The sequence below is a fragment of the Ruegeria sp. ABF4_144 genome, assembly GCF_056160045.1.
The window spans coordinates 1,060,703-1,077,787 of record NZ_JBSWWK010000001.1 but is presented as its reverse complement, the minus strand read 5'-3'; the positions used below and the strand labels follow the sequence as shown (position 1 = coordinate 1,077,787).

Annotated in this window: 20 protein-coding genes; 9 read left to right on the top strand and 11 right to left on the bottom strand. The window is 57.2% G+C overall.

Going from position 1 to position 17,085, the window contains the following annotated elements; translation table 11 throughout:
• Nucleotides 1-20 precede the first annotated feature (20 nt).
• Nucleotides 21-392, bottom strand: coding sequence for a VOC family protein (locus tag ACXAGD_RS05575; RefSeq protein ID WP_475208976.1), 372 nt, complete (start codon nucleotides 390-392; stop codon nucleotides 21-23).
• Between the two features lie 40 nt (nucleotides 393-432).
• On the opposite strand from ACXAGD_RS05575, the gene ACXAGD_RS05570 reads away from it, so the two are divergent.
• Both ACXAGD_RS05570 and ACXAGD_RS05565 read left to right on the top strand, forming a co-directional pair.
• Nucleotides 433-969 (top strand): winged helix-turn-helix transcriptional regulator, encoded by a 537-nt coding sequence (locus tag ACXAGD_RS05570; RefSeq protein ID WP_475208975.1) that lies wholly within the window; start codon nucleotides 433-435, stop codon nucleotides 967-969.
• 318 nt (nucleotides 970-1,287) lie between these two features.
• Entirely contained in the window at nucleotides 1,288-2,544 is a 1,257-nt protein-coding gene (locus ACXAGD_RS05565; protein ID WP_475208974.1) for a DEAD/DEAH box helicase, read from the top strand.
• Between the two features lie 37 nt (nucleotides 2,545-2,581).
• Here ACXAGD_RS05565 and mltG read toward each other — a convergent pair whose 3' ends face one another.
• The 7 genes from mltG to fabD form a co-directional block, all read right to left on the bottom strand.
• Nucleotides 2,582-3,742: an endolytic transglycosylase MltG gene (mltG, locus tag ACXAGD_RS05560; RefSeq protein ID WP_475208973.1), complete on the bottom strand. Its 1,161-nt coding sequence runs from the start codon at nucleotides 3,740-3,742 to the stop codon at nucleotides 2,582-2,584.
• Nucleotides 3,743-5,008, bottom strand: a complete 1,266-nt coding sequence (gene fabF / locus ACXAGD_RS05555; RefSeq protein WP_475208972.1) for a beta-ketoacyl-ACP synthase II — start codon at nucleotides 5,006-5,008, stop codon at nucleotides 3,743-3,745.
• Nucleotides 5,009-5,211: 203 nt separating this feature from the next.
• Nucleotides 5,212-5,955, bottom strand: a complete 744-nt coding sequence (locus tag ACXAGD_RS05550) for a 1-(5-phosphoribosyl)-5-[(5-phosphoribosylamino)methylideneamino]imidazole-4-carboxamide isomerase (protein WP_475208971.1) — start codon at nucleotides 5,953-5,955, stop codon at nucleotides 5,212-5,214.
• Nucleotides 5,956-6,075: 120 nt separating this feature from the next.
• A complete protein-coding gene (locus ACXAGD_RS05545; protein WP_475208970.1) occupies nucleotides 6,076-6,615 on the bottom strand; it encodes a GNAT family N-acetyltransferase in 540 nt (179 codons plus the stop codon).
• A gap of 141 nt (nucleotides 6,616-6,756) precedes the next feature.
• Nucleotides 6,757-6,990, bottom strand: a complete 234-nt coding sequence (locus ACXAGD_RS05540) for an acyl carrier protein (protein WP_008756330.1) — start codon at nucleotides 6,988-6,990, stop codon at nucleotides 6,757-6,759.
• A gap of 209 nt (nucleotides 6,991-7,199) precedes the next feature.
• Nucleotides 7,200-7,937, bottom strand: coding sequence for a 3-oxoacyl-[acyl-carrier-protein] reductase (fabG, locus tag ACXAGD_RS05535; RefSeq protein WP_475208969.1), 738 nt, complete (start codon nucleotides 7,935-7,937; stop codon nucleotides 7,200-7,202).
• 42 nt (nucleotides 7,938-7,979) lie between these two features.
• Nucleotides 7,980-8,918 (bottom strand): ACP S-malonyltransferase, encoded by a 939-nt coding sequence (gene fabD, locus ACXAGD_RS05530; protein WP_475208968.1) that lies wholly within the window; start codon nucleotides 8,916-8,918, stop codon nucleotides 7,980-7,982.
• A 170-nt stretch (nucleotides 8,919-9,088) separates the two neighbouring features.
• Between fabD and ACXAGD_RS05525 the strand changes: the two genes are divergently transcribed.
• Entirely contained in the window at nucleotides 9,089-10,315 is a 1,227-nt protein-coding gene (locus ACXAGD_RS05525) for a cytochrome b/b6 domain-containing protein (protein WP_475208967.1), read from the top strand.
• Nucleotides 10,316-10,370: 55 nt separating this feature from the next.
• On the opposite strand, the gene ACXAGD_RS05520 is transcribed toward ACXAGD_RS05525, so the two are convergent.
• Together ACXAGD_RS05520 and ACXAGD_RS05515 are read right to left on the bottom strand one after the other, a co-directional pair.
• The gene (locus ACXAGD_RS05520; RefSeq protein WP_475208966.1) at nucleotides 10,371-10,943 is read right to left on the bottom strand and encodes a YceI family protein; all 573 of its coding nucleotides are present in this window, start codon (nucleotides 10,941-10,943) and stop codon (nucleotides 10,371-10,373) included.
• A gap of 126 nt (nucleotides 10,944-11,069) precedes the next feature.
• Nucleotides 11,070-11,579: a hypothetical protein gene (locus ACXAGD_RS05515; protein WP_475208965.1), complete on the bottom strand. Its 510-nt coding sequence runs from the start codon at nucleotides 11,577-11,579 to the stop codon at nucleotides 11,070-11,072.
• Between the two features lie 292 nt (nucleotides 11,580-11,871).
• Here ACXAGD_RS05515 and rpsF point away from each other — a divergent pair, with 292 nt between their 5' ends.
• The 6 genes from rpsF to ACXAGD_RS05485 all read left to right on the top strand — a co-directional run bounded on the left by rpsF (nucleotide 11,872) and on the right by ACXAGD_RS05485 (nucleotide 15,649).
• Complete coding sequence (gene rpsF / locus ACXAGD_RS05510) at nucleotides 11,872-12,225, top strand: 30S ribosomal protein S6 (protein ID WP_170325294.1); 354 nt, start codon at nucleotides 11,872-11,874, stop codon at nucleotides 12,223-12,225.
• Between the two features lie 27 nt (nucleotides 12,226-12,252).
• Nucleotides 12,253-12,480 (top strand): 30S ribosomal protein S18, encoded by a 228-nt coding sequence (gene rpsR / locus ACXAGD_RS05505; protein ID WP_005608650.1) that lies wholly within the window; start codon nucleotides 12,253-12,255, stop codon nucleotides 12,478-12,480.
• A gap of 12 nt (nucleotides 12,481-12,492) precedes the next feature.
• Nucleotides 12,493-13,113, top strand: coding sequence for a 50S ribosomal protein L9 (rplI, locus tag ACXAGD_RS05500; protein ID WP_475208964.1), 621 nt, complete (start codon nucleotides 12,493-12,495; stop codon nucleotides 13,111-13,113).
• A gap of 153 nt (nucleotides 13,114-13,266) precedes the next feature.
• Complete coding sequence (locus ACXAGD_RS05495; RefSeq protein WP_475208963.1) at nucleotides 13,267-13,749, top strand: transglycosylase SLT domain-containing protein; 483 nt, start codon at nucleotides 13,267-13,269, stop codon at nucleotides 13,747-13,749.
• 236 nt (nucleotides 13,750-13,985) lie between these two features.
• The gene (locus ACXAGD_RS05490) at nucleotides 13,986-14,687 is read left to right on the top strand and encodes an autoinducer binding domain-containing protein (RefSeq protein ID WP_475208962.1); all 702 of its coding nucleotides are present in this window, start codon (nucleotides 13,986-13,988) and stop codon (nucleotides 14,685-14,687) included.
• A gap of 107 nt (nucleotides 14,688-14,794) precedes the next feature.
• The gene (locus tag ACXAGD_RS05485) at nucleotides 14,795-15,649 is read left to right on the top strand and encodes an acyl-homoserine-lactone synthase (protein WP_475208961.1); all 855 of its coding nucleotides are present in this window, start codon (nucleotides 14,795-14,797) and stop codon (nucleotides 15,647-15,649) included.
• 97 nt (nucleotides 15,650-15,746) lie between these two features.
• Here the strand turns inward: ACXAGD_RS05485 and tig are convergent, their stop codons facing one another.
• Nucleotides 15,747-17,078: a trigger factor gene (gene tig / locus ACXAGD_RS05480; RefSeq protein ID WP_475208960.1), complete on the bottom strand. Its 1,332-nt coding sequence runs from the start codon at nucleotides 17,076-17,078 to the stop codon at nucleotides 15,747-15,749.
• Nucleotides 17,079-17,085: the final 7 nt, after the last annotated feature.

The window sequence follows — 17,085 nt, the reverse complement described above, 5'->3', positions numbered from 1 at the left end:
GCTCGCCAAAACGAGAGAGATTAGCCAGTCAAATCCTGCGCCAGCATTAACGCGTTCATATCAGGGTCATAGAAGGTTGCTGTGCTGACCATACCTTCAATTGTTTCCGTGTCGCCGTCGAACTGCACCCCAGCAGTCTCTAACACGTCGCGCGCGTTGGCGATGTCCGCAACTTCAAACACTGGAACGCAATTACCCGGTGATGGCTCGGCCTGTTCACCCAGACCCAATGTGACTCCATCCACGTTGGTCCGCATCTCGCTCCAACCCGCTTCATTGATATGATGGATCAACTCAAACCCAAGTTTGTCGCTGTACCAGTCGGCGCTGGCATGACGATCCCGTACTGAAATCGCGAGCGTAATCGTTTTCTTCAAGGAAACAAGCGGCATCGATCTTCCCATTCTTCTGAAAATATATTAACTATACTTTATGGACATTAACACACTTGTCAAGATCACCTGCCGCGCATGGTCTCTGAACATTCTGAACCTGATGCACTCGGGTGTTCCTGGCAGGCAGGCACCCCTACTCGCTGCCAGCGGCGCTGGCAGAACGGCTTTCGCAGCAAGCCTTCACCACCTTATCCAGCTAGACCTCGTCGAACGTAATCCGGGTCATGGGCACCCTCTTCGACCTGAGTTTCGCTTGACCACTGCCGGGATAGAAGCAGCCCGTATGGCCAGCGAAATCACCAAAGCAGTTTCTGACAACAGTGCAAAAAGGCTCATTCAGAGATCCTGGACCGTGCCGGTATTGGCTCTTACCGGAAATCCTCATCGGTTTTCTGCCATCAAGACGGATTTGGTTACAATCACGGACCGGGCCCTGTCTTCCTCCCTGCTTAAACTAGAATCTCAGGATTGGATCCGGCGCGACGTCGAAACCGACGCACGTACGCCCTACCCGACATATAGGGCCGTAGGAACTGGGTTAGTGATCAACCAGGCAGTTGGGTTGAGCCAATGACACCGGACCCATCTTTCTTTTTCTGACATGCAACAAACGCGACCCTGAGAGGAACAACCACCATTTAGCTTGACATTTCCCCTCGCAGCTAGCATGTGCCCTCCAAACAGCGCTGCCGCGTGAGCATTCGGGCCTAGACAGCCCCACAGCGCCCAACCACCCCATAGTTCCCCATCACGCAGGGTTCTTGACGCGAAGACCGGATACAGCAGGATCCGCCTGTGTATCCCGAGGTCTCGCAGAAACCCTGTTGGTCGCGGATGCGGCCCATTTCGACTTGCCCGCAGGCTGATGCCTCGGGCAGCAAAGGATAGTTCATTGTTCGACTTCGATATGCTGGGCCTTGCCCCGGCTCTGAATGACGCGCTGCAAAGCGCAAAATTTACCCAACCCACGCCGATCCAGAACCAGGCGATCCCGCTGGCTCTGCAGGGCCACGATATCCTAGGACTAGCCCAAACCGGCACTGGCAAAACGCTGGCCTTCGGCTTGCCGCTGATTGATCACATGCTAGCGCAACCCGGCAAACCGGCCCCCAAGACGGTCAAGGCCCTGATCCTGGCCCCCACCCGCGAGCTGGTGAACCAGATCGCTGAAAGCCTGCGCAACCTGACAAAAAAAACGAAACTGCGCGTCGCCACCGTGGTCGGTGGCCAATCAATCGGTAAACAGATTTCATTTCTGTCGCGCGGCACCGACATTCTGGTCGCCACGCCGGGCCGCCTGATCGACCTGATGGAGCGTGGCGCTGTCGACCTCAGCTCGGTCCGTCATCTGGTTCTGGATGAGGCCGACCAGATGCTGGACATGGGCTTTATCCACGCCTTGCGCAAAATCGAGCCCGCCTTGGGCACACCACGCCAAACCATGCTGTTTTCGGCGACGATGCCGAAACTGATGGAGGAGCTTAGCCAGTCCTACCTGAACAACCCGCAGCGGGTGCAGGTCTCGCCTCCTGGCAAAGCCGCAGACAAGATCACGCAATCGGTTCACTTCCTCGACCGGGCCGAAAAACCACGGAAACTGCGTGAAGTCCTTTCGGCAGACATGGACGCCCTAACACTGGTCTTTGCCCGTACAAAACACGGGGCTGAGAAACTGATGAAAGGCCTGGTGGCAGATGGTTTCAACGCCGCCTCGATCCACGGCAACAAAAGCCAGGGGCAGCGCGACCGCGCGATCAAGGCATTCCGTGCTGGCGAGATCAATGTGCTGGTTGCCACCGATGTCGCCGCGCGTGGGATTGATATTCCGGGCGTTGCCTACGTGATCAACTATGACCTACCCGAAGTGCCCGACAATTATGTCCACCGCATCGGCCGCACCGCTCGCGCCGGACGCGAGGGTGAAGGCATCGCATTTTGCGCGCCGGACGAACTGGACCAGCTGCGCCAGATTCAGAAACTTATGAAGATCGAAATCCCGGTCGCTAGCGGCACCATGCCCGAATTCGCCGAGCCCAAGAAACCCCGCAAGCGTGGCGGGTTCCGGGGTCGCAGGCCGCACGGGGCAAATGAGGCGTCAAAACCCGCGCCCTCCAAACGTCGTCGCCCACGCCGACGCCCCGCAGCATAAAAAGAAAGGGCCGCGTTTTTCGACGCGGCCCTTTTTCTTAATTGCTCGAGCTGTTTCTCTCAGCTTCGATTTCTCGCCATTTGGCAACGTTGCGGTTGTGCTCGTCCAGAGTTTCCGCAAAGGCGTGCCCGCCTGTTCCATCAGCAACAAAGAAGACATAGTCCGTCTCCTCCGGCGCCACGGCAGCCTCAAGACTTGCAAGCCCTGGATTGGCAATCGGCGTCGGCGGCAGACCATCGATTACGTATGTATTCCAAGGCGTTGCCCGGCGAAGCTCACTACGGCGCAGACCACGGCCCAGAACGCCCTGACCCTTGGTGACACCGTAGATCACGGTCGGGTCCGTCTGCAGCTTCATGCCCTTTTCCAGCCGGTTCACGAACACACTGGCCACCTGACCACGCTCGTGCGGAACACCGGTTTCCTTCTCGATGATCGAGGCAAGGATCAGCATCTCTTCTGGGCTGTTGATCGGCAAGTCACCCTGCCGGTTTTCCCAAACCGCATTGATCCGTAGCTGTTGCTTTTCCTGCATATCCTGCAGCACAGCCACTCGGTCATCGCCCGGGGCCAGTTCATAGCTGTCGGGGGCCAGCATGCCCTCGGCCGGAACCTCGGACACCTCGCCGCTCAGCGCGTCGATGCCCTTCAGCGCTTCAACCACCTGCCACGAGGTCACGCCCTCAGCGACCGAAACGCGATAGCGGGTGTCGGCGTCCTGACGCTTTTCAGTGTACTCAGTGGGGGCTTCTTCCTCGCCGGCCTCAAAGCTGGCGATCTCAACAAAATCCAGCGTCGCCGGGTCCAGTTCGCGCACACGGGTCTGAACCCGTGTCACACCGATACGATATTCGATCTCGGACCCGCAGGTGCTTGCACCGCTGCTGGTGATCTCGTCGATGATTTGCTCCATCGACGCGCCTTCTCGCACCAGAAAGCTGCCTGCTTTCAGTTGCTGGGCCTTGTCGGTGTAATCGGCCCCCATCCGGAAAAGCATAGCGCTGCTGATGGCACCTTCATCTTCAAGCTGCTGGCTGACGCGGGTCATGTTCGATCCGCTTTTCACCTGCAGACACATGGCGGTTTGCAGCGGGCCCTCGGCCTTGTATTGCGACTGTCCCCAAAGGATCAGACCGCCGATCAGGAACAGGCTGACCACCAGGATGGTCAGCGCGTTCGATGCCAAAGCCCGCCACATTTAGCTGACCTTTCCAAAGATCACGCTGGCGTTGGTGCCGCCAAAGCCAAACGAGTTCGACAGCGCCACATTGATCTCACGCTCACGCTTCGCATTCGGGGCCAGATCAATCGGTGTTTCAACCGCTGGGTTGTCCAGGTTGATCGTCGGCGGAGCAACCTGATCGCGGATCGCCAGGATCGAGAAGATTGCCTCGATCGCGCCAGCCGCGCCCAGCAAGTGACCAGTGGCCGACTTGGTCGAGGTCATGGTCGCATTGCTAGCATGATCGCCCAGCAGACGTTCTACGGCGCCCAGTTCAATCGTATCCGCCATGGTCGAGGTGCCGTGCGCGTTGATATAGTCCAGATCCTTCGGCTCCAATCCGGCGCTGCGCAGCGCGGCTTTCATCGAACGCTCGGCACCGTCGCCATCTTCGGACGGCGCCGTGATGTGATAGGCGTCGCCGGACATGCCATAGCCCAGAACTTCGGCGTAAATCTTCGCGCCGCGCGCCTTGGCGTGCTCGTACTCTTCCAGAACGACAATGCCCGCGCCTTCGCCCATAACAAACCCGTCACGGTCGATATCATAGGGGCGGCTCGCCTTTTTCGGATCGTCGGCATACTTGGTCGACAGTGCCTTACATGCGTTGAAGCCAGCGATGCCAATCTCGCAGATGCAGCCCTCACCACCGCCAGCGACCATCACGTCTGCGTCGCCCGAGCGGATGATACGGCTGGCATCGCCAATCGCGTGGGCACCGGTCGAACATGCAGTCACGACCGAGTGGTTCGGCCCTTTGAACCCATGCCGGATCGAAACCTGACCCGAGGCCAGGTTGATCAGCGCACCGGGGATAAAGAACGGCGACACACGACGCGGTCCTTTGTCGCGGATTAGGTTTGCGGTGTCCGCGATGGACCCAAGGCCACCAATACCGGACCCGATCAGAACACCAGTACGCAGGCGTGCATCTTCGTCCTCGGGCGTCCAGCCCGCATCCGCACAGGCCATGTCGGCCGCCGCGATGGAATACAGGATAAAGTCTTCGATCTTACGCTGCTCTTTCGGCGGCATCCAATCGTCGGGGTTAAAGGTCCCATTGGTACCGTCTCCGCGCGGTACTTCGCAGGCATAGGTCGTGGTGACCCCACTTGCCTCAGCATCGAACTGAGTGATCGGGCCCGCACCGGATTCTCCGTCCAGCAGCCGCGACCAGGTTTCCTCGACCCCACTGGCCAACGGAGTGACCAATCCCAGACCGGTTACAACGACTCTGCGCATGAAATGCCTCTTGCCTGCTTCCTATTTGAGAACCGCTCATACCCCGGCCCGGGGTCCGGGGGCAAGAGCAACGGTATTTTCCCTTCCGGCAGCAACCTGCCGAAACGAATTGAAACTTCGCTCAACACGGCGACAACGGTTCAAAAGGAAAAAACCGTCTGTTGTCCGAACTGACAACAGACGGTTTCATTTTTGTCGGTGTGTTACTGGAATTGCGCGACCGGCTCGTGTGCTGCCTGCGCTGTTTCTAGTGCCTCCGCCAGATCAATCGACTTGCGGAACAGCGCCCGTCCTACGATTGCGCCCGAAATGTTCGGTATATAGGCCAAGCGAGAGATATCGTCCGCCGTACGAACAACACCGCTGGCGATAACCGGCGTGCGGGATTTCTCAGCCAGACCGGAAATCAAGCCCAGTTGCGCCTCGACATCTTCCATGTCGCTGTCGATATCCGTCACAAGAATGGCCGCAAACGGGGTGTCGGCGAACGCCTCAATATAGGCTTCAGGGGTGAACGCGCTTTGGCTACGCCAGCCCTCGGTCATCACCTGCCCTTGCCACACATCCACAGCCAGAACGATCTGATCCGGATACAGCTTGGCAAGTTCCTTGACCAGGATCGGATCCCAAGCGGCCAGAGTACCGATGACGACACGTCCTGCGCCCTTGTCGATCCACTGCTCAACTTGTTCACGGGTACGCATACCTCCGGCCAGTTGAACCGACATCTCAGACGAGCGCAGGATCTCTTCGACCAGTTCAACATTGGTGTCGCGACCTTCGATAGCGTCGAAATCGGTCAGCTGCATCCATTCCGCACCTGCGGACGACCAACCACGCGCTGTTTCAACGGGGTCCACGTGCCAGATCATAGCTTCATCCAGACGGCCCTTTTCCAGCGTCACGCACCGGCCGTTCTGCAGTTCCATAGTGGGATAAATCCTCATGAGCACGCTCCTCCGCTCAATCGCATTGCAATTCACTGTATCATACAGATCAGAATAAATCCCACTTCCACCAGTTTCGGCAAACTGAGGACATTTTGCGGCATCACACCCAAATTGAGACTATATGCGCGCGGGCGGTCCGTTTCGGCGCAACAACACCACCGGAGCGTCGTTGTATTCGCATTCACGCATCACAGTATAGCCCAGCTTTTGCGCCAGCTTTTGCGATGCCGAATTCGCCATATCTACCATGGCCACCAGCGGTCCTGGCATGATGCGGTCAAACCAGTCATGCGCGGCTTGAGCGGCCTCCAAACCCAACCCCTGCCCCTGCGCCTCGGGCACCAGAATCCATCCTGCTTCGGGAAAACTGTCGAAATCTTCGCCCATCGCTCGGTTTCCGTAGAAGAATCCGGCCTGGCCGATCATCAGCCGATTCGATTGCTGCAACACGGCCCATTGCCCGAACCCGGCCATCTGCCAGTGCCCCGCGTTGCGTAGGAACGAATCCCAAGCCTCACCGCGCGATCGCGGCTTGCCGCCGATATGCCGCACAATGCAGGGGTTGCGCCAAATCTCGGCGAACCGGTTGAAATCCTCTGGCCGCATGCCGCTAAGCATCAGGCGCGATGTGTTTATTGTCGGGGTGGATCGTATCATGCCCTGCCCGCTCAAGATTATTGTGCCTCTCATCGAAGGTTGCGAACACAACGTCATCCTGACAAGCCCGAATTCCCATTGAGCAAAAAAAACGGCGCCTCCGTTGCCCGGAAGCGCCGTTTTTAACGGATATCGAAGCGATTAAGACGCTTCAGAGATGAATTTGACGGCGTCGCCAAAGGTCTGGATGGTTTCGGCTGCGTCATCCGGGATCTCGATGCCGAACTCTTCTTCGAAGGCCATGACTAGTTCAACGGTGTCCAGGCTGTCTGCGCCCAGATCGTCGATGAACGAAGCGTTTTCAGCTACTTTGTCTTCTTCAACACCCAGGTGCTCAACAACGATCTTTTTAACGCGATCTGCGACGTCGCTCATGTCTATTCCTCATTCCATTTCAGGGCTTAAAGCCCGGTTCAGCCCTTGCCCGCTCAGGCTGGCTTTGATTTGCCCGGTCCGGGCGGTTTGGATCCCCGATTACCGGGAAAGTAGAAGGCCGACCGTTTGGCCGACCCCTGCATACATGCGCCGCCTATAGCACAGACAACGCCCGAGGCAAACGCTTTCGCGACTGTCTCGGTTTGCGATCACAACATGGCCATACCGCCATTCACATGCAAGGTCGCTCCTGTGACATAACCGGCCTCGGGGCTGGCAAGGTACAGAACCGCCGCAGCAATTTCCGAAGGCTCACCCATACGACCAGCCGGAACCTGAGTCAGCAAGCCCGATTTCTGGTCATCGGTCAGCTTGTCCGTCATCGCCGTCGTGATGAAACCCGGAGCCACCGCATTAGCCGTGATTCCGCGACTTGCGACCTCGCAAGCGAGCGCCTTGGTCATGCCGACCATGCCCGCCTTAGACGCGGAATAGTTGACCTGACCCGGGTTCCCGGTTGCGCCTACAATGGACGAAATGTTGATGATCCGACCCCACCGCGCCTTCATCATTCCGCGCAGCACGCCTTTGCACAACATGGCGGTGGCGGTCAGGTTTACGTCTATCACGCTCTGCCATTCGTCATCCGACATTCGCATGAACAGGTTATCCCGCGTGATGCCCGCATTATTGACTAGAATGTCGACCGAACCCATAGCATCCGCCGCCTGTTTTGGTAGCGCGGCAACGGCCTCGGGATCACTCAGGTTGCAGGGCAGGACATGGGCGCGTTCGCCCAATTCATCCGCCAGCGCCTGTAAAGGCTCGACCCGTGTACCAGACAGCCCGACAGAGGCTCCCGCACCATGCAGCGCGCGCGCGATATCACCCCCAATACCGCCCGAAGCGCCTGTGATCAGCGCGTTCTTACCTGTCAAATCAAACATTCGGTTTCCCTTTTGGTGCGTCCCAACGGAACGTTTTTTAACTTACGATTCGGCCTGGGTGACCTTTTGGACGTCGTCCGGCGTGCCAACGGCTTTGCCTGCGATATCCCGGTTGATCTTGCGGATCATCCCGGACAGAGCCTTGCCTGCGCCGACCTCCCAAGTCTCGGTCACACCCTGCGCGGCCATGTACTGAACGCTTTCACGCCAACGAACCGAGCCGGTGACCTGCTCGACCAGCAACTGGCGGATCAGGTCAGGGTCAGTAACCGCTTCGGCACGCACGTTAGCCACCAGAGGCACGGCAGGAGCCACGATTTCAACAGAAGCCAGTGCTTCCGCCATTACATCTGCAGCAGGTTGCATCAGCGCACAGTGAAATGGAGCACTTACAGGCAACATAACCGCGCGTTTAGCACCTTTTTCTTTGGCAATCTCTGCCGCACGCTCGACAGCAGCCTTCGCGCCCGAGACCACAACCTGCGTCGGGTCGTTGTCATTTGCAGCCTGACAAATCTCACCTTGCGCGGCCTCTTCAGCGACGGCACGGACAGCGTCCAGATCAAGGCCCAGAATGGCGGCCATTGCGCCCTCGCCCACCGGCACGGCGCTTTGCATAGCCTGACCACGCGTGCGAAGCAGACGCGCGGTGTCGGCAACCGACAGGGCGCCAGCCGCGGCCAATGCAGAATACTCACCCAGCGAGTGACCAGCGACAAAGGCCGCGTCGGTGATCGAAACGCCTTCGACCTCCAACGCGCGCATCGCGGCGATCGACGTGGCCATCAGCGCGGGCTGTGCGTTCTGCGTCAGTGTCAGGTCTGCAATATCACCTTCCCAGATCAGGGCGCTCAGCTTTTCACCCAAGGCCTCGTCGACCTCATCGAACACAGCTTGAGCAGCCGGATAAGCCTCGGCTAGAGCCTTGCCCATCCCGATGGTTTGGGCGCCCTGCCCCGGAAAAACGAATGCGCGTGTCATTGCGACCTCTTGGATGACGTTAGGTTGCGGGGGGGTGTAAACTGAGTGTGAGCGCTGCACAAGCGTTGCCTGACCTCTGCACTGTGGCACTTTTGGTGTGCGCATCGCGCTATTGAGTCCTGCCCCCATGGCTTTAGGTTGAACCCAGCCATCCCAGCCCGGAGCAACCGATGCCCTCGACCAATACCTTCTCAAGCTATGGCAGCGTGACCAAGACGTTTCATTGGCTAACCGCCTTGCTGATATTCACTGCGCTGCCGCTGGGATGGATCGCCAATGATCTGGCCCACGCGATCTATGATCCGTCGATTCCGACCACCGAGGATGACATCGCCCGGGCAACCCGCCTGTTCTCACTGCACAAGACCGTGGGTGTCACAGTTTTCTTTGTCGCCCTTGCCCGCATCCTTTGGGCTGTGATCCAGACCAAGCCGGGCCTGCTTAACGCCGACAACAAACCCGAAGCCTTCGCTGCCGAAACCGTACACTGGATGCTCTACGCCTCGTTGGTTCTGGTGCCGCTGTCCGGCTGGGTGCACCATGCCGCATCCGAAGGCTTCGCGCCGATCCTGTGGCCCTTTGGGCAAAACCTACCTTTCGTGCCCAAGTCTCCGTTCTTGTCTGAACTCACATCCGGTCTGCACTGGCTGTTTATCTGGGTTCTGGCGGGGTCTCTGGTCCTGCACATTGCCGGGGCTCTCAAGCACCATGTTGTCGACAAGGACAGCACCTTGCGCCGAATGCTGCCCGGCCAATCGGATGCGCCAGAACCTCCTGCTCAGCACCACTCGCTTACTCCGGCAATTGCAGCACTAACGGTTTGGGTGGCGGTCCTGGTTGGCGGCTGGTCCATCGGCATATTCTCGGACCACTCTGCCGCGGCGACCGACACCGCTGAACTGACCGAGGTGCAATCGGACTGGCAGGTGCAGGAAGGCGACTTGTCCATCACCATCAGCCAATTGGGCAGCCCGGTGACTGGCCGGTTCGCCGACTGGACCGCTGCAATCGCTTTTGAGGACCCATCAGAACCAGGGCTTGCCGGAACTGTGGACGTTACGATTGCAATTGCATCGCTGAGCCTTGGTACGGTTACAGACCAGGCCATGGCCGCCGATTTCTTTGACAGCGCCCAATTCCCGACCGCCCAATTCAAAGCCGACATCTACAAGACGGACACCGGGTATGAGGCGCGTGGCCCTGTGACCATCCGTGACAAGTCGGTGGACGTTGTACTGCCGTTCACTCTTGATCTTCAAGAGAACACTGCAACGATGGCCGGGGAACTGCAGCTGAACCGCCTGGACTTCGACGTTGGCACCTCACAACCGACCGAAGAGTCACTGGGCTTTGGGGTTGTGGTCACAGTCAATCTGACAGCCGAACGCGAAAGCTAAAAAGAACCGCCGGGGCAACACCCCGGCGGTTTCGTTTCAGAGGATCGATACCGACTTACTCGGCCTTCTGTGCCTCGATCGAAATCCGTACTTCAACTTCGTCGCTGACGAAGGGTGCAAACTGACCCAGGTCAAAGTCGCTGCGCACCAACGTGGTGGTGGCATCGAAACCCGCCCACGGCTTGTTCGCCATCGGGTGATCAGCAACCTGGTTGAGCTTGGCGTCCAGAACGACCGACTTGGTCACACCGTTCATGGTCAGATCGCCAGTGATGTTGGCGGTGCCTTCACCGGTGACTTCGATACCGGTCGAGGTAAAGGTGATCATGTCACCTTCGGCCACGCCGAAGAAGTCCTCGGTCATGAAGTGATCTTCACGCGGCTTCCAGCCGGTGAACATCTCGACAACGGGCATCGCAACGGTGACGCTGGACGCGGCGGGGTCTTCCTGATCAAACATGATCTCGCCTTCAAAGCCCGAGAACATGCCATAGGTGGTCGAGAAACCAAGGTGGTTATAGCTGAAGATGACCTGGCTGTGGCTTGGGTCCAGAGTGTATTTCTCGGCGCTTGCAAACGCCGAGGTCGCCGAAACGGCCAGTGCAGCAGCAAGAAGGGTGGATTTCATGACAATCTCCGCAATTTTGTGAATGCAAACCTGTTGGGTTGCTCGATAACGAAAATGTGCTGCCTAAAGGCAGCACACAAGTCTTATTCTCTCACAGTTTCTGTTCTTTGATGAACAGAATAAATCTTAGGCGAAGATTGTTACACTTCCGCTCAGTTGTCCCTTGAGCGCTCGGCTGACATCCGCCGATTGCAGCGGCAGCTTCATCAGCAGGCTGCCGTCGACATCAAACAGTTCGACCTGTTCATCGGCAAAGCGCGCACCACCCAGCGTGTCATAGCTGCGGCGCAGAACGGTTTGCGGGCGTCCGTTTTCGTTTTTCTGCAAAACGCGGACCTCGCGGCGGATCGGATCGAAATATGCGTCAGGGCGGGCATCAAGGACCTGGATCGTCAGCAGGCTGACCCCAACCAGCAGGAACATGAGCGACGCGGCCAGTTTGATCGGCCAGACCTCGGTTGCCATAGCGGAACCATCCATCAGCCACATGGAAAACGCCATCACGATCAGAAACGCGCCAACAACGCGGGCCAGGACCATCCGGACTTTCCAGTTCGGCTCGAAACCGATCAGCACTGGTACGGATTTCTCATAGTTCGCGGCGTTTGCGGACTCTTCGAATGTGTTCGTATTCATCGCGGTCATATCTCTCACCCTGTTTTCAGGTTGCCGTCCTGGGTCCGGTTTCTCCGGATATTCCCCGGTATGAAAACAACTTTGAGCCGAAAAACGTCAGGAATTGGGCAGCCCAAAGGAAATAGCACGACTTCACAAAGGCATCTGTGGCAGGGCTTGCCCCTCACGCTGGAACGTGTATATGGGGCCATCCTTCGCAAATCACATGAATCGCGCAGCCTCTCGTGGCAGGGTCGCGAAGGACAAAACGGCCCCGCCTATGAAATGCGCCTTGATAGAAACAGGAGTGCACATGCCACTGTATGAGCATGTAATGATCGCGCGTCAGGACCTGTCCAACGCGCAGGCAGAAAGCCTCGTCGAACATTTCGGCACCGTTCTGGCTGACAACGGCGGCAACGTCGTCGAAAGCGAATACTGGGGCGTTAAGACGATGGCCTACAAGATCAACAAAAACCGCAAAGGCCACTATGCCTTCCTGAAGACCGACGCCCCTGCTGGTGCCGTTCAGGAAATGGAGCGCCTGATGCGCCTGCACGAAGACGTCATGCGCGTTCTGACCATCAAGGTCGACGAGCATGCCGAGGGCCCCTCGGTCCAGATGCAGAAGCGCGATGAGCGCGAAGGCCGCCGCGAGCGCCGCTGATCTAAGCCTGACGAAAGGACATAAACCATGGCCGCAAAACCATTTTTCCGCCGCCGCAAGGTCTGCCCGTTCTCGGGTGAGAACGCGCCGAAAATCGACTACAAAGACACCCGTCTGCTTCAGCGCTACATCTCTGAGCGCGGCAAGATCGTACCTTCGCGCATCACCGCCGTTTCGGCGAAAAAGCAGCGTGAACTGGCTCGTGCTATCAAGCGCGCCCGCTTCCTCGCTCTGCTGCCCTACGCTGTGAAGTAAGGAGAGACTGACATGCAAGTTATCCTGCTGGAACGCGTTGCGAAACTGGGTCAAATGGGCGACGTCGTTGACGTAAAGCCCGGCTACGCCCGCAACTTCCTGCTGCCCCAAGGCAAAGCCCTGAGCGCATCGGACGCCAACATCGCGTCGTTCGAAGCCCAGAAAGCTCAGCTGGAAGCGCGCAACCTGGAAACCAAGAAAGAAGCTGAAGCACTGGCTGAAAAGCTGGACGGTCAGCAGTTCATCGTGATTCGCTCGGCATCAGATGCCGGCGCTCTGTACGGCTCGGTCACTCCGCGTGACGCCGCAGACGCCGCAACCGAAGCAGGTTTCACCGTCGACAAGAAACAGATTGCCCTGATCGCGCCGATCAAGGAACTGGGTCTGCACTCGCTGGCAGTCAAGCTGCACCCCGAGGTCGAAGTTGAAATCAAGATGAACGTTGCCCGTTCGGAAGAAGAGGCCGAACTGCAGGCGTCGGGTAAATCGATCCAGGAACTGGCCGCGGAAGAAGAAGCCGCTGCTGAATTCGAGATCGCCGAGTTGTTCGACGATATCGGTTCCGCCGCTTCGGATGACGAAGAGCTGGTTGCTGACGAGGCACCCGCTGAAGAAGACGAAGCCAAAGCCTGATCCGGCTTAGGCAAGAATTGAAAAGGCCGCACGATATGTGCGGCCTTTTTTCGTGCACACGCCAGACGGGCAAAATTCAGCCAGAATTTAGACCTATGCTTGCGCGCGGCTTCGTGTTTCCTATCATCGCAGCCTGAATTTCGGAGTACACTGATGAAATCTTTCCTTCGTCGCAGCGTTCTGGCCATCCTGTTGATAGCCCCCTTCGCAGCATGTGGCGGACCGGACACCGTCACTCAGGACGCATTCGATCCTCCGCTATACCCTAATGAAACGCCCGAACTGCGCGCATCAATCAACCATTGGGCGGATCACTACGAACTTCCGCGCGAACTGGTGCACAAGCTGGCAATCCGGGAAAGCACACACCGCCCATGGGCCGTAAATCGCCCCTACTACGGTTTGTTGCAGATCCTGCCGGCCACTGCGCGCTCGATGGGTTATTCCGGAAATGCACAAGGGTTGCTGGACGCTGATACAAACTTGGAGTTTGCGGGCAAGTACCTGCGAGGCGCTTGGCTGCTGTCGGACGGGGACCAGAAACGGGCAATTTTCCTGTACGCCAAAGGGTATTATCCAGAAGCCAAAGCGCGGGGCATGCTGGTCGAAACTGGACTACAGCCGTCATCACCCTAGTTTTCTGGGCGTTAATGTATGATGTAACTAGAACATAAGTGATGAATAAGTGACACAAATGCCCATTTACTTATAACATACGAGTGAAAAGCACGTACAGAATTCCCATCGTCTTGTCATGTTCTGGAAAATATGCTGTCCTTGATGACGCGTGGTAAAACTGCTCCACTCTTGGTTCGTTACTGGCCCGAAAACACCATCGGGCTTCAATACAAGTCTTAGTTTGTAGGCGCAAAATGGAGATTATCGATCTGAGCACCCTGCCAGGATCAGAAACTCGGTACACCGAGTTTTTGAAGCAGGTGTGCGACAAATTCAGCATGGACCACGCAGCCTATGCCGGGATGAATCCGTCCGAGGGGAAAGTTGCGGGCCACGTTACCTACAATGACGACTGGAAAGAGCATTACCAAAAGCACGACCTAGTGATGATTGATCCGACGCTGCACATGGCCAAACGCAGCATCGCACCGGTTGATTGGAGTCGCTTGGAGCGCAGCCAAAACTTCCAGCGCGTTTTCCGAGACGCTCACGATTTTGGGCTTCCTAGTCAAGGGGTTACCATACCCGTCCGTGGGCCTTACGGTGATATCGGTTTTCTCAGCGTGACACGTGATTGCTCGAAGGAGGAGTGGCAAAAGCTCTACGCCCACGTCATCACTGATCTTCAAGGCATGGCGGTGCACATGCATGACAACGTGATTTCTTCGGACGACGTCACCGGTGCGTTGTATCACCCCAACTTGTCGACCCGAGAAGCAGAGATTCTTCAATGGGTTGCCGCAGGAAAGTCGCAGCAAGATATCGGTGATATTCTGTCGATCTCACATCGAACCGTCGAGGTTCATCTGCGGTCAAGCCGCGAAAAATTGTGCGCGTTGACCACGCCGCAAGCTGTGGGGCGTGCCATCGCAGTCGGGCTTATTGGGACCGGTTAAACACAAAAATCCCACAATTCGAACAAAATACGGGAAACCCCCAATAGAAATTCTCCCCCAAAACGGTAACGTCTAGTTTACCAAACAACCACTCGAAGGGGGAAGAAATGATCATCGTAGTAGATGGGCTGAACAGACATCTGTTCAGCGGCGTTCTTGACGAGATGTTCGAGTTGAGAGCACGTGTATTTGGTGAGCGTCTCGGTTGGGACGTCCAAATCGAGAACGGAAAAGAGATAGACGAGTTCGACGGTCTAGATCCGACTTACGTAATCGGTTTCGACGACGAGGGGAATGTCGTCGCAGCCGTGCGTGCCCTTCAGACCACCGGCCCCCATATGCTGGCCGATGTTTTCTCGGCCATTCTGGACGGAGAACCGCCTATTCGAAGTGCGACACTCTGGGAATCCACCCGCTTCTGCGTCGACACCCAACGATTGACCCGCGGCAAGGGTGCGAACTCGTTGTCCTATGCCACCTGTGAATTGATGATCGGTTCTCTGGAATACGCCAAAGCTGCAGGTGTCCAGGATATCGTCACAGTCATTGATCCAGTAATGGACAGGGTGCTCAAACGTTCGGCCTGTGCGCCTTACGACTATGTCGGAAAGACCGTGCCGATGGGCAAGGTTTCAGCGCTTGCGGCACTGGTTGACTGCACCGATGAACGTATCGCAAGCCTGCGAGAGTTTGCGGACATCCAGGATAACGTGTTCCTTGAAGAAGAAGAGGCGTTGGCTCTGTTCAACAGCAAGAAAGATGCTGAGAAGAACGTTGCCAATCGTGATCACCAGCCTCTGACCGAGCTTGAAAAGTACTTTGTCGAACAGATGCATTCGGCGAAGACGAAAGAAGAGGTCAGCGCTGTGCTGGAGTTGATCGAGGCCCTTTCAGACCGCTTCACACCAGAGCAGAAGACCGCTCTGCTAAGAACCCCCCGTGCTTTTGCTCATGAGGCCTGACCCCCTCACCTCATAGTACAAAGCCACACACCGGAGCCGTCTGATTTACAGGCGGCTCCGTTTTTTCGTGCCCACGCAATAGATGGGCGGAAGAGGATTACTCCTCTTCCAGTGCCTCAACGGCTTTCTGCAGGTCGTCTTTGCTGACTTCTTTGTCAGCGACCTGAGCCAGCTCGACAATGTAGTCGATGACCTTGTCTTCAAAGATCGGCGCGCGCAGCTGCTGCTGCATCTGAGCGTTCTGCTGCACAAACTCAAAGAACTGACGTTCCTGACCCGGATACTGACGTGCCTGGTTCATGATCGCCTGAGTCATCTCTGCATCGGTGACCTCAACCTCAGCCTTCTGGCCCAGCTCGGCCAGCAGCAGGCCCAGACGCACACGGCGCTCGGCCAGTTTGTTGTGCTCGTCGGTGGGCTCGATTTCACCGTGGTCGTGGCCCTCTACGTCCGGGTTTTCCTCGTGGAACAGCTGGTGTGCGATCTGCTTGGCTTCGGCTTCAACCAGCGACGGCGGCAGGTCGAAGGAAACCTTCTCGTCCAGAATGTCCAGCAGGGCGCGCTTCATGACCGCGCGCGATGCACCGGCGTATTCAGCTTCCAGACGCTCGGCAATTTGGCCTTTCAGCGCTTCCAGGTCTTCGGCACCAAACTTGGTGGCCAGCTCATCGTTGATCTCGGCCGCGACGGGCTCTTTGACCTCTTTCACGGTGCAGGAGAAGACAGCGTCTTTACCGGCCAGATGCTCGGCGCCGTATTCCTCGGGGAATTTGACGTTGACGTCTTTTTCTTCCTCGGCCTTCACGCCAACCAGCTGCTCTTCGAAGCCGGGGATGAAGCTGTTCGAGCCCAGAACCAGCGGATAGTCTTCGGCGGAACCGCCTTCGAACTCTTCGCCATCGACTTTACCAACGAAATCGATCACAACCTGATCGCCGTCCTTGGCTTTGGAACCTTTGCGTCGCGCTTTGAAATCCTGAGCGGTTTCGGCCAGGTTGTTCAGCGCTTCTTCGACGGCCGCGTCGTCTGCTTTGACGACCAGTTTTTCCAGTTCGACCGATTTCAAGTCGACTTCCGGAATTGCCGGCAGCGCCTCATAGGACATCTCGACGTGGACGTCGTCACCCTCTTTCCAGTCTTCGTTGGTCATTTTAACCTGCGGCTGCAGCGCAGGACGGTCACCGCTGTCTTCAAAGTGCTGGTTCATAGCACCGTCGATGCTTTCCTGCATCGCTTCGCCCAGCAGACGCTGACCAAACTGCTTTTTCAGCAGCGCCATCGGCACCTTACCTTTGCGGAAGCCCTTCATCTCAATCTCAGGCTGCGCTTCGACCAGTTTCTCGTTTACTTTGTCGTCCAGCTCAGCTGCGGATACGACGATATTGTAGCCGCGTTTCAGACCTTCGTTCAGCGTCTCGGTAACCTGCATTATGGTA

Bases quoted from the DNA above. Each gene is read 5' to 3' on its own strand.
- rplI (WP_475208964.1), top strand. From the start codon at position 12,493: ATGCAAGTTATCCTGCTGGAACGCGTTGCGAAACTGGGTCAAATGGGC.
- ACXAGD_RS05515 (WP_475208965.1), bottom strand. From the start codon at position 11,579: ATGAATACGAACACATTCGAAGAGTCCGCAAACGCCGCGAACTATGAG.
- ACXAGD_RS05525 (WP_475208967.1), top strand. From the start codon at position 9,089: ATGCCCTCGACCAATACCTTCTCAAGCTATGGCAGCGTGACCAAGACG.
- ACXAGD_RS05570 (WP_475208975.1), top strand. From the start codon at position 433: ATGGACATTAACACACTTGTCAAGATCACCTGCCGCGCATGGTCTCTG.
- ACXAGD_RS05490 (WP_475208962.1), top strand. From the start codon at position 13,986: ATGGAGATTATCGATCTGAGCACCCTGCCAGGATCAGAAACTCGGTAC.
- mltG (WP_475208973.1), bottom strand. From the start codon at position 3,742: ATGTGGCGGGCTTTGGCATCGAACGCGCTGACCATCCTGGTGGTCAGC.
- ACXAGD_RS05550 (WP_475208971.1), bottom strand. From the start codon at position 5,955: ATGAGGATTTATCCCACTATGGAACTGCAGAACGGCCGGTGCGTGACG.
- fabG (WP_475208969.1), bottom strand. From the start codon at position 7,937: ATGTTTGATTTGACAGGTAAGAACGCGCTGATCACAGGCGCTTCGGGC.
- ACXAGD_RS05545 (WP_475208970.1), bottom strand. From the start codon at position 6,615: ATGATACGATCCACCCCGACAATAAACACATCGCGCCTGATGCTTAGC.
- tig (WP_475208960.1), bottom strand. From the start codon at position 17,078: ATGCAGGTTACCGAGACGCTGAACGAAGGTCTGAAACGCGGCTACAAT.
- fabD (WP_475208968.1), bottom strand. From the start codon at position 8,918: ATGACACGCGCATTCGTTTTTCCGGGGCAGGGCGCCCAAACCATCGGG.
- ACXAGD_RS05495 (WP_475208963.1), top strand. From the start codon at position 13,267: ATGAAATCTTTCCTTCGTCGCAGCGTTCTGGCCATCCTGTTGATAGCC.
- rpsF (WP_170325294.1), top strand. From the start codon at position 11,872: ATGCCACTGTATGAGCATGTAATGATCGCGCGTCAGGACCTGTCCAAC.
- rpsR (WP_005608650.1), top strand. From the start codon at position 12,253: ATGGCCGCAAAACCATTTTTCCGCCGCCGCAAGGTCTGCCCGTTCTCG.
- ACXAGD_RS05485 (WP_475208961.1), top strand. From the start codon at position 14,795: ATGATCATCGTAGTAGATGGGCTGAACAGACATCTGTTCAGCGGCGTT.
- fabF (WP_475208972.1), bottom strand. From the start codon at position 5,008: ATGCGCAGAGTCGTTGTAACCGGTCTGGGATTGGTCACTCCGTTGGCC.
- ACXAGD_RS05540 (WP_008756330.1), bottom strand. From the start codon at position 6,990: ATGAGCGACGTCGCAGATCGCGTTAAAAAGATCGTTGTTGAGCACCTG.
- ACXAGD_RS05575 (WP_475208976.1), bottom strand. From the start codon at position 392: ATGCCGCTTGTTTCCTTGAAGAAAACGATTACGCTCGCGATTTCAGTA.
- ACXAGD_RS05520 (WP_475208966.1), bottom strand. From the start codon at position 10,943: ATGAAATCCACCCTTCTTGCTGCTGCACTGGCCGTTTCGGCGACCTCG.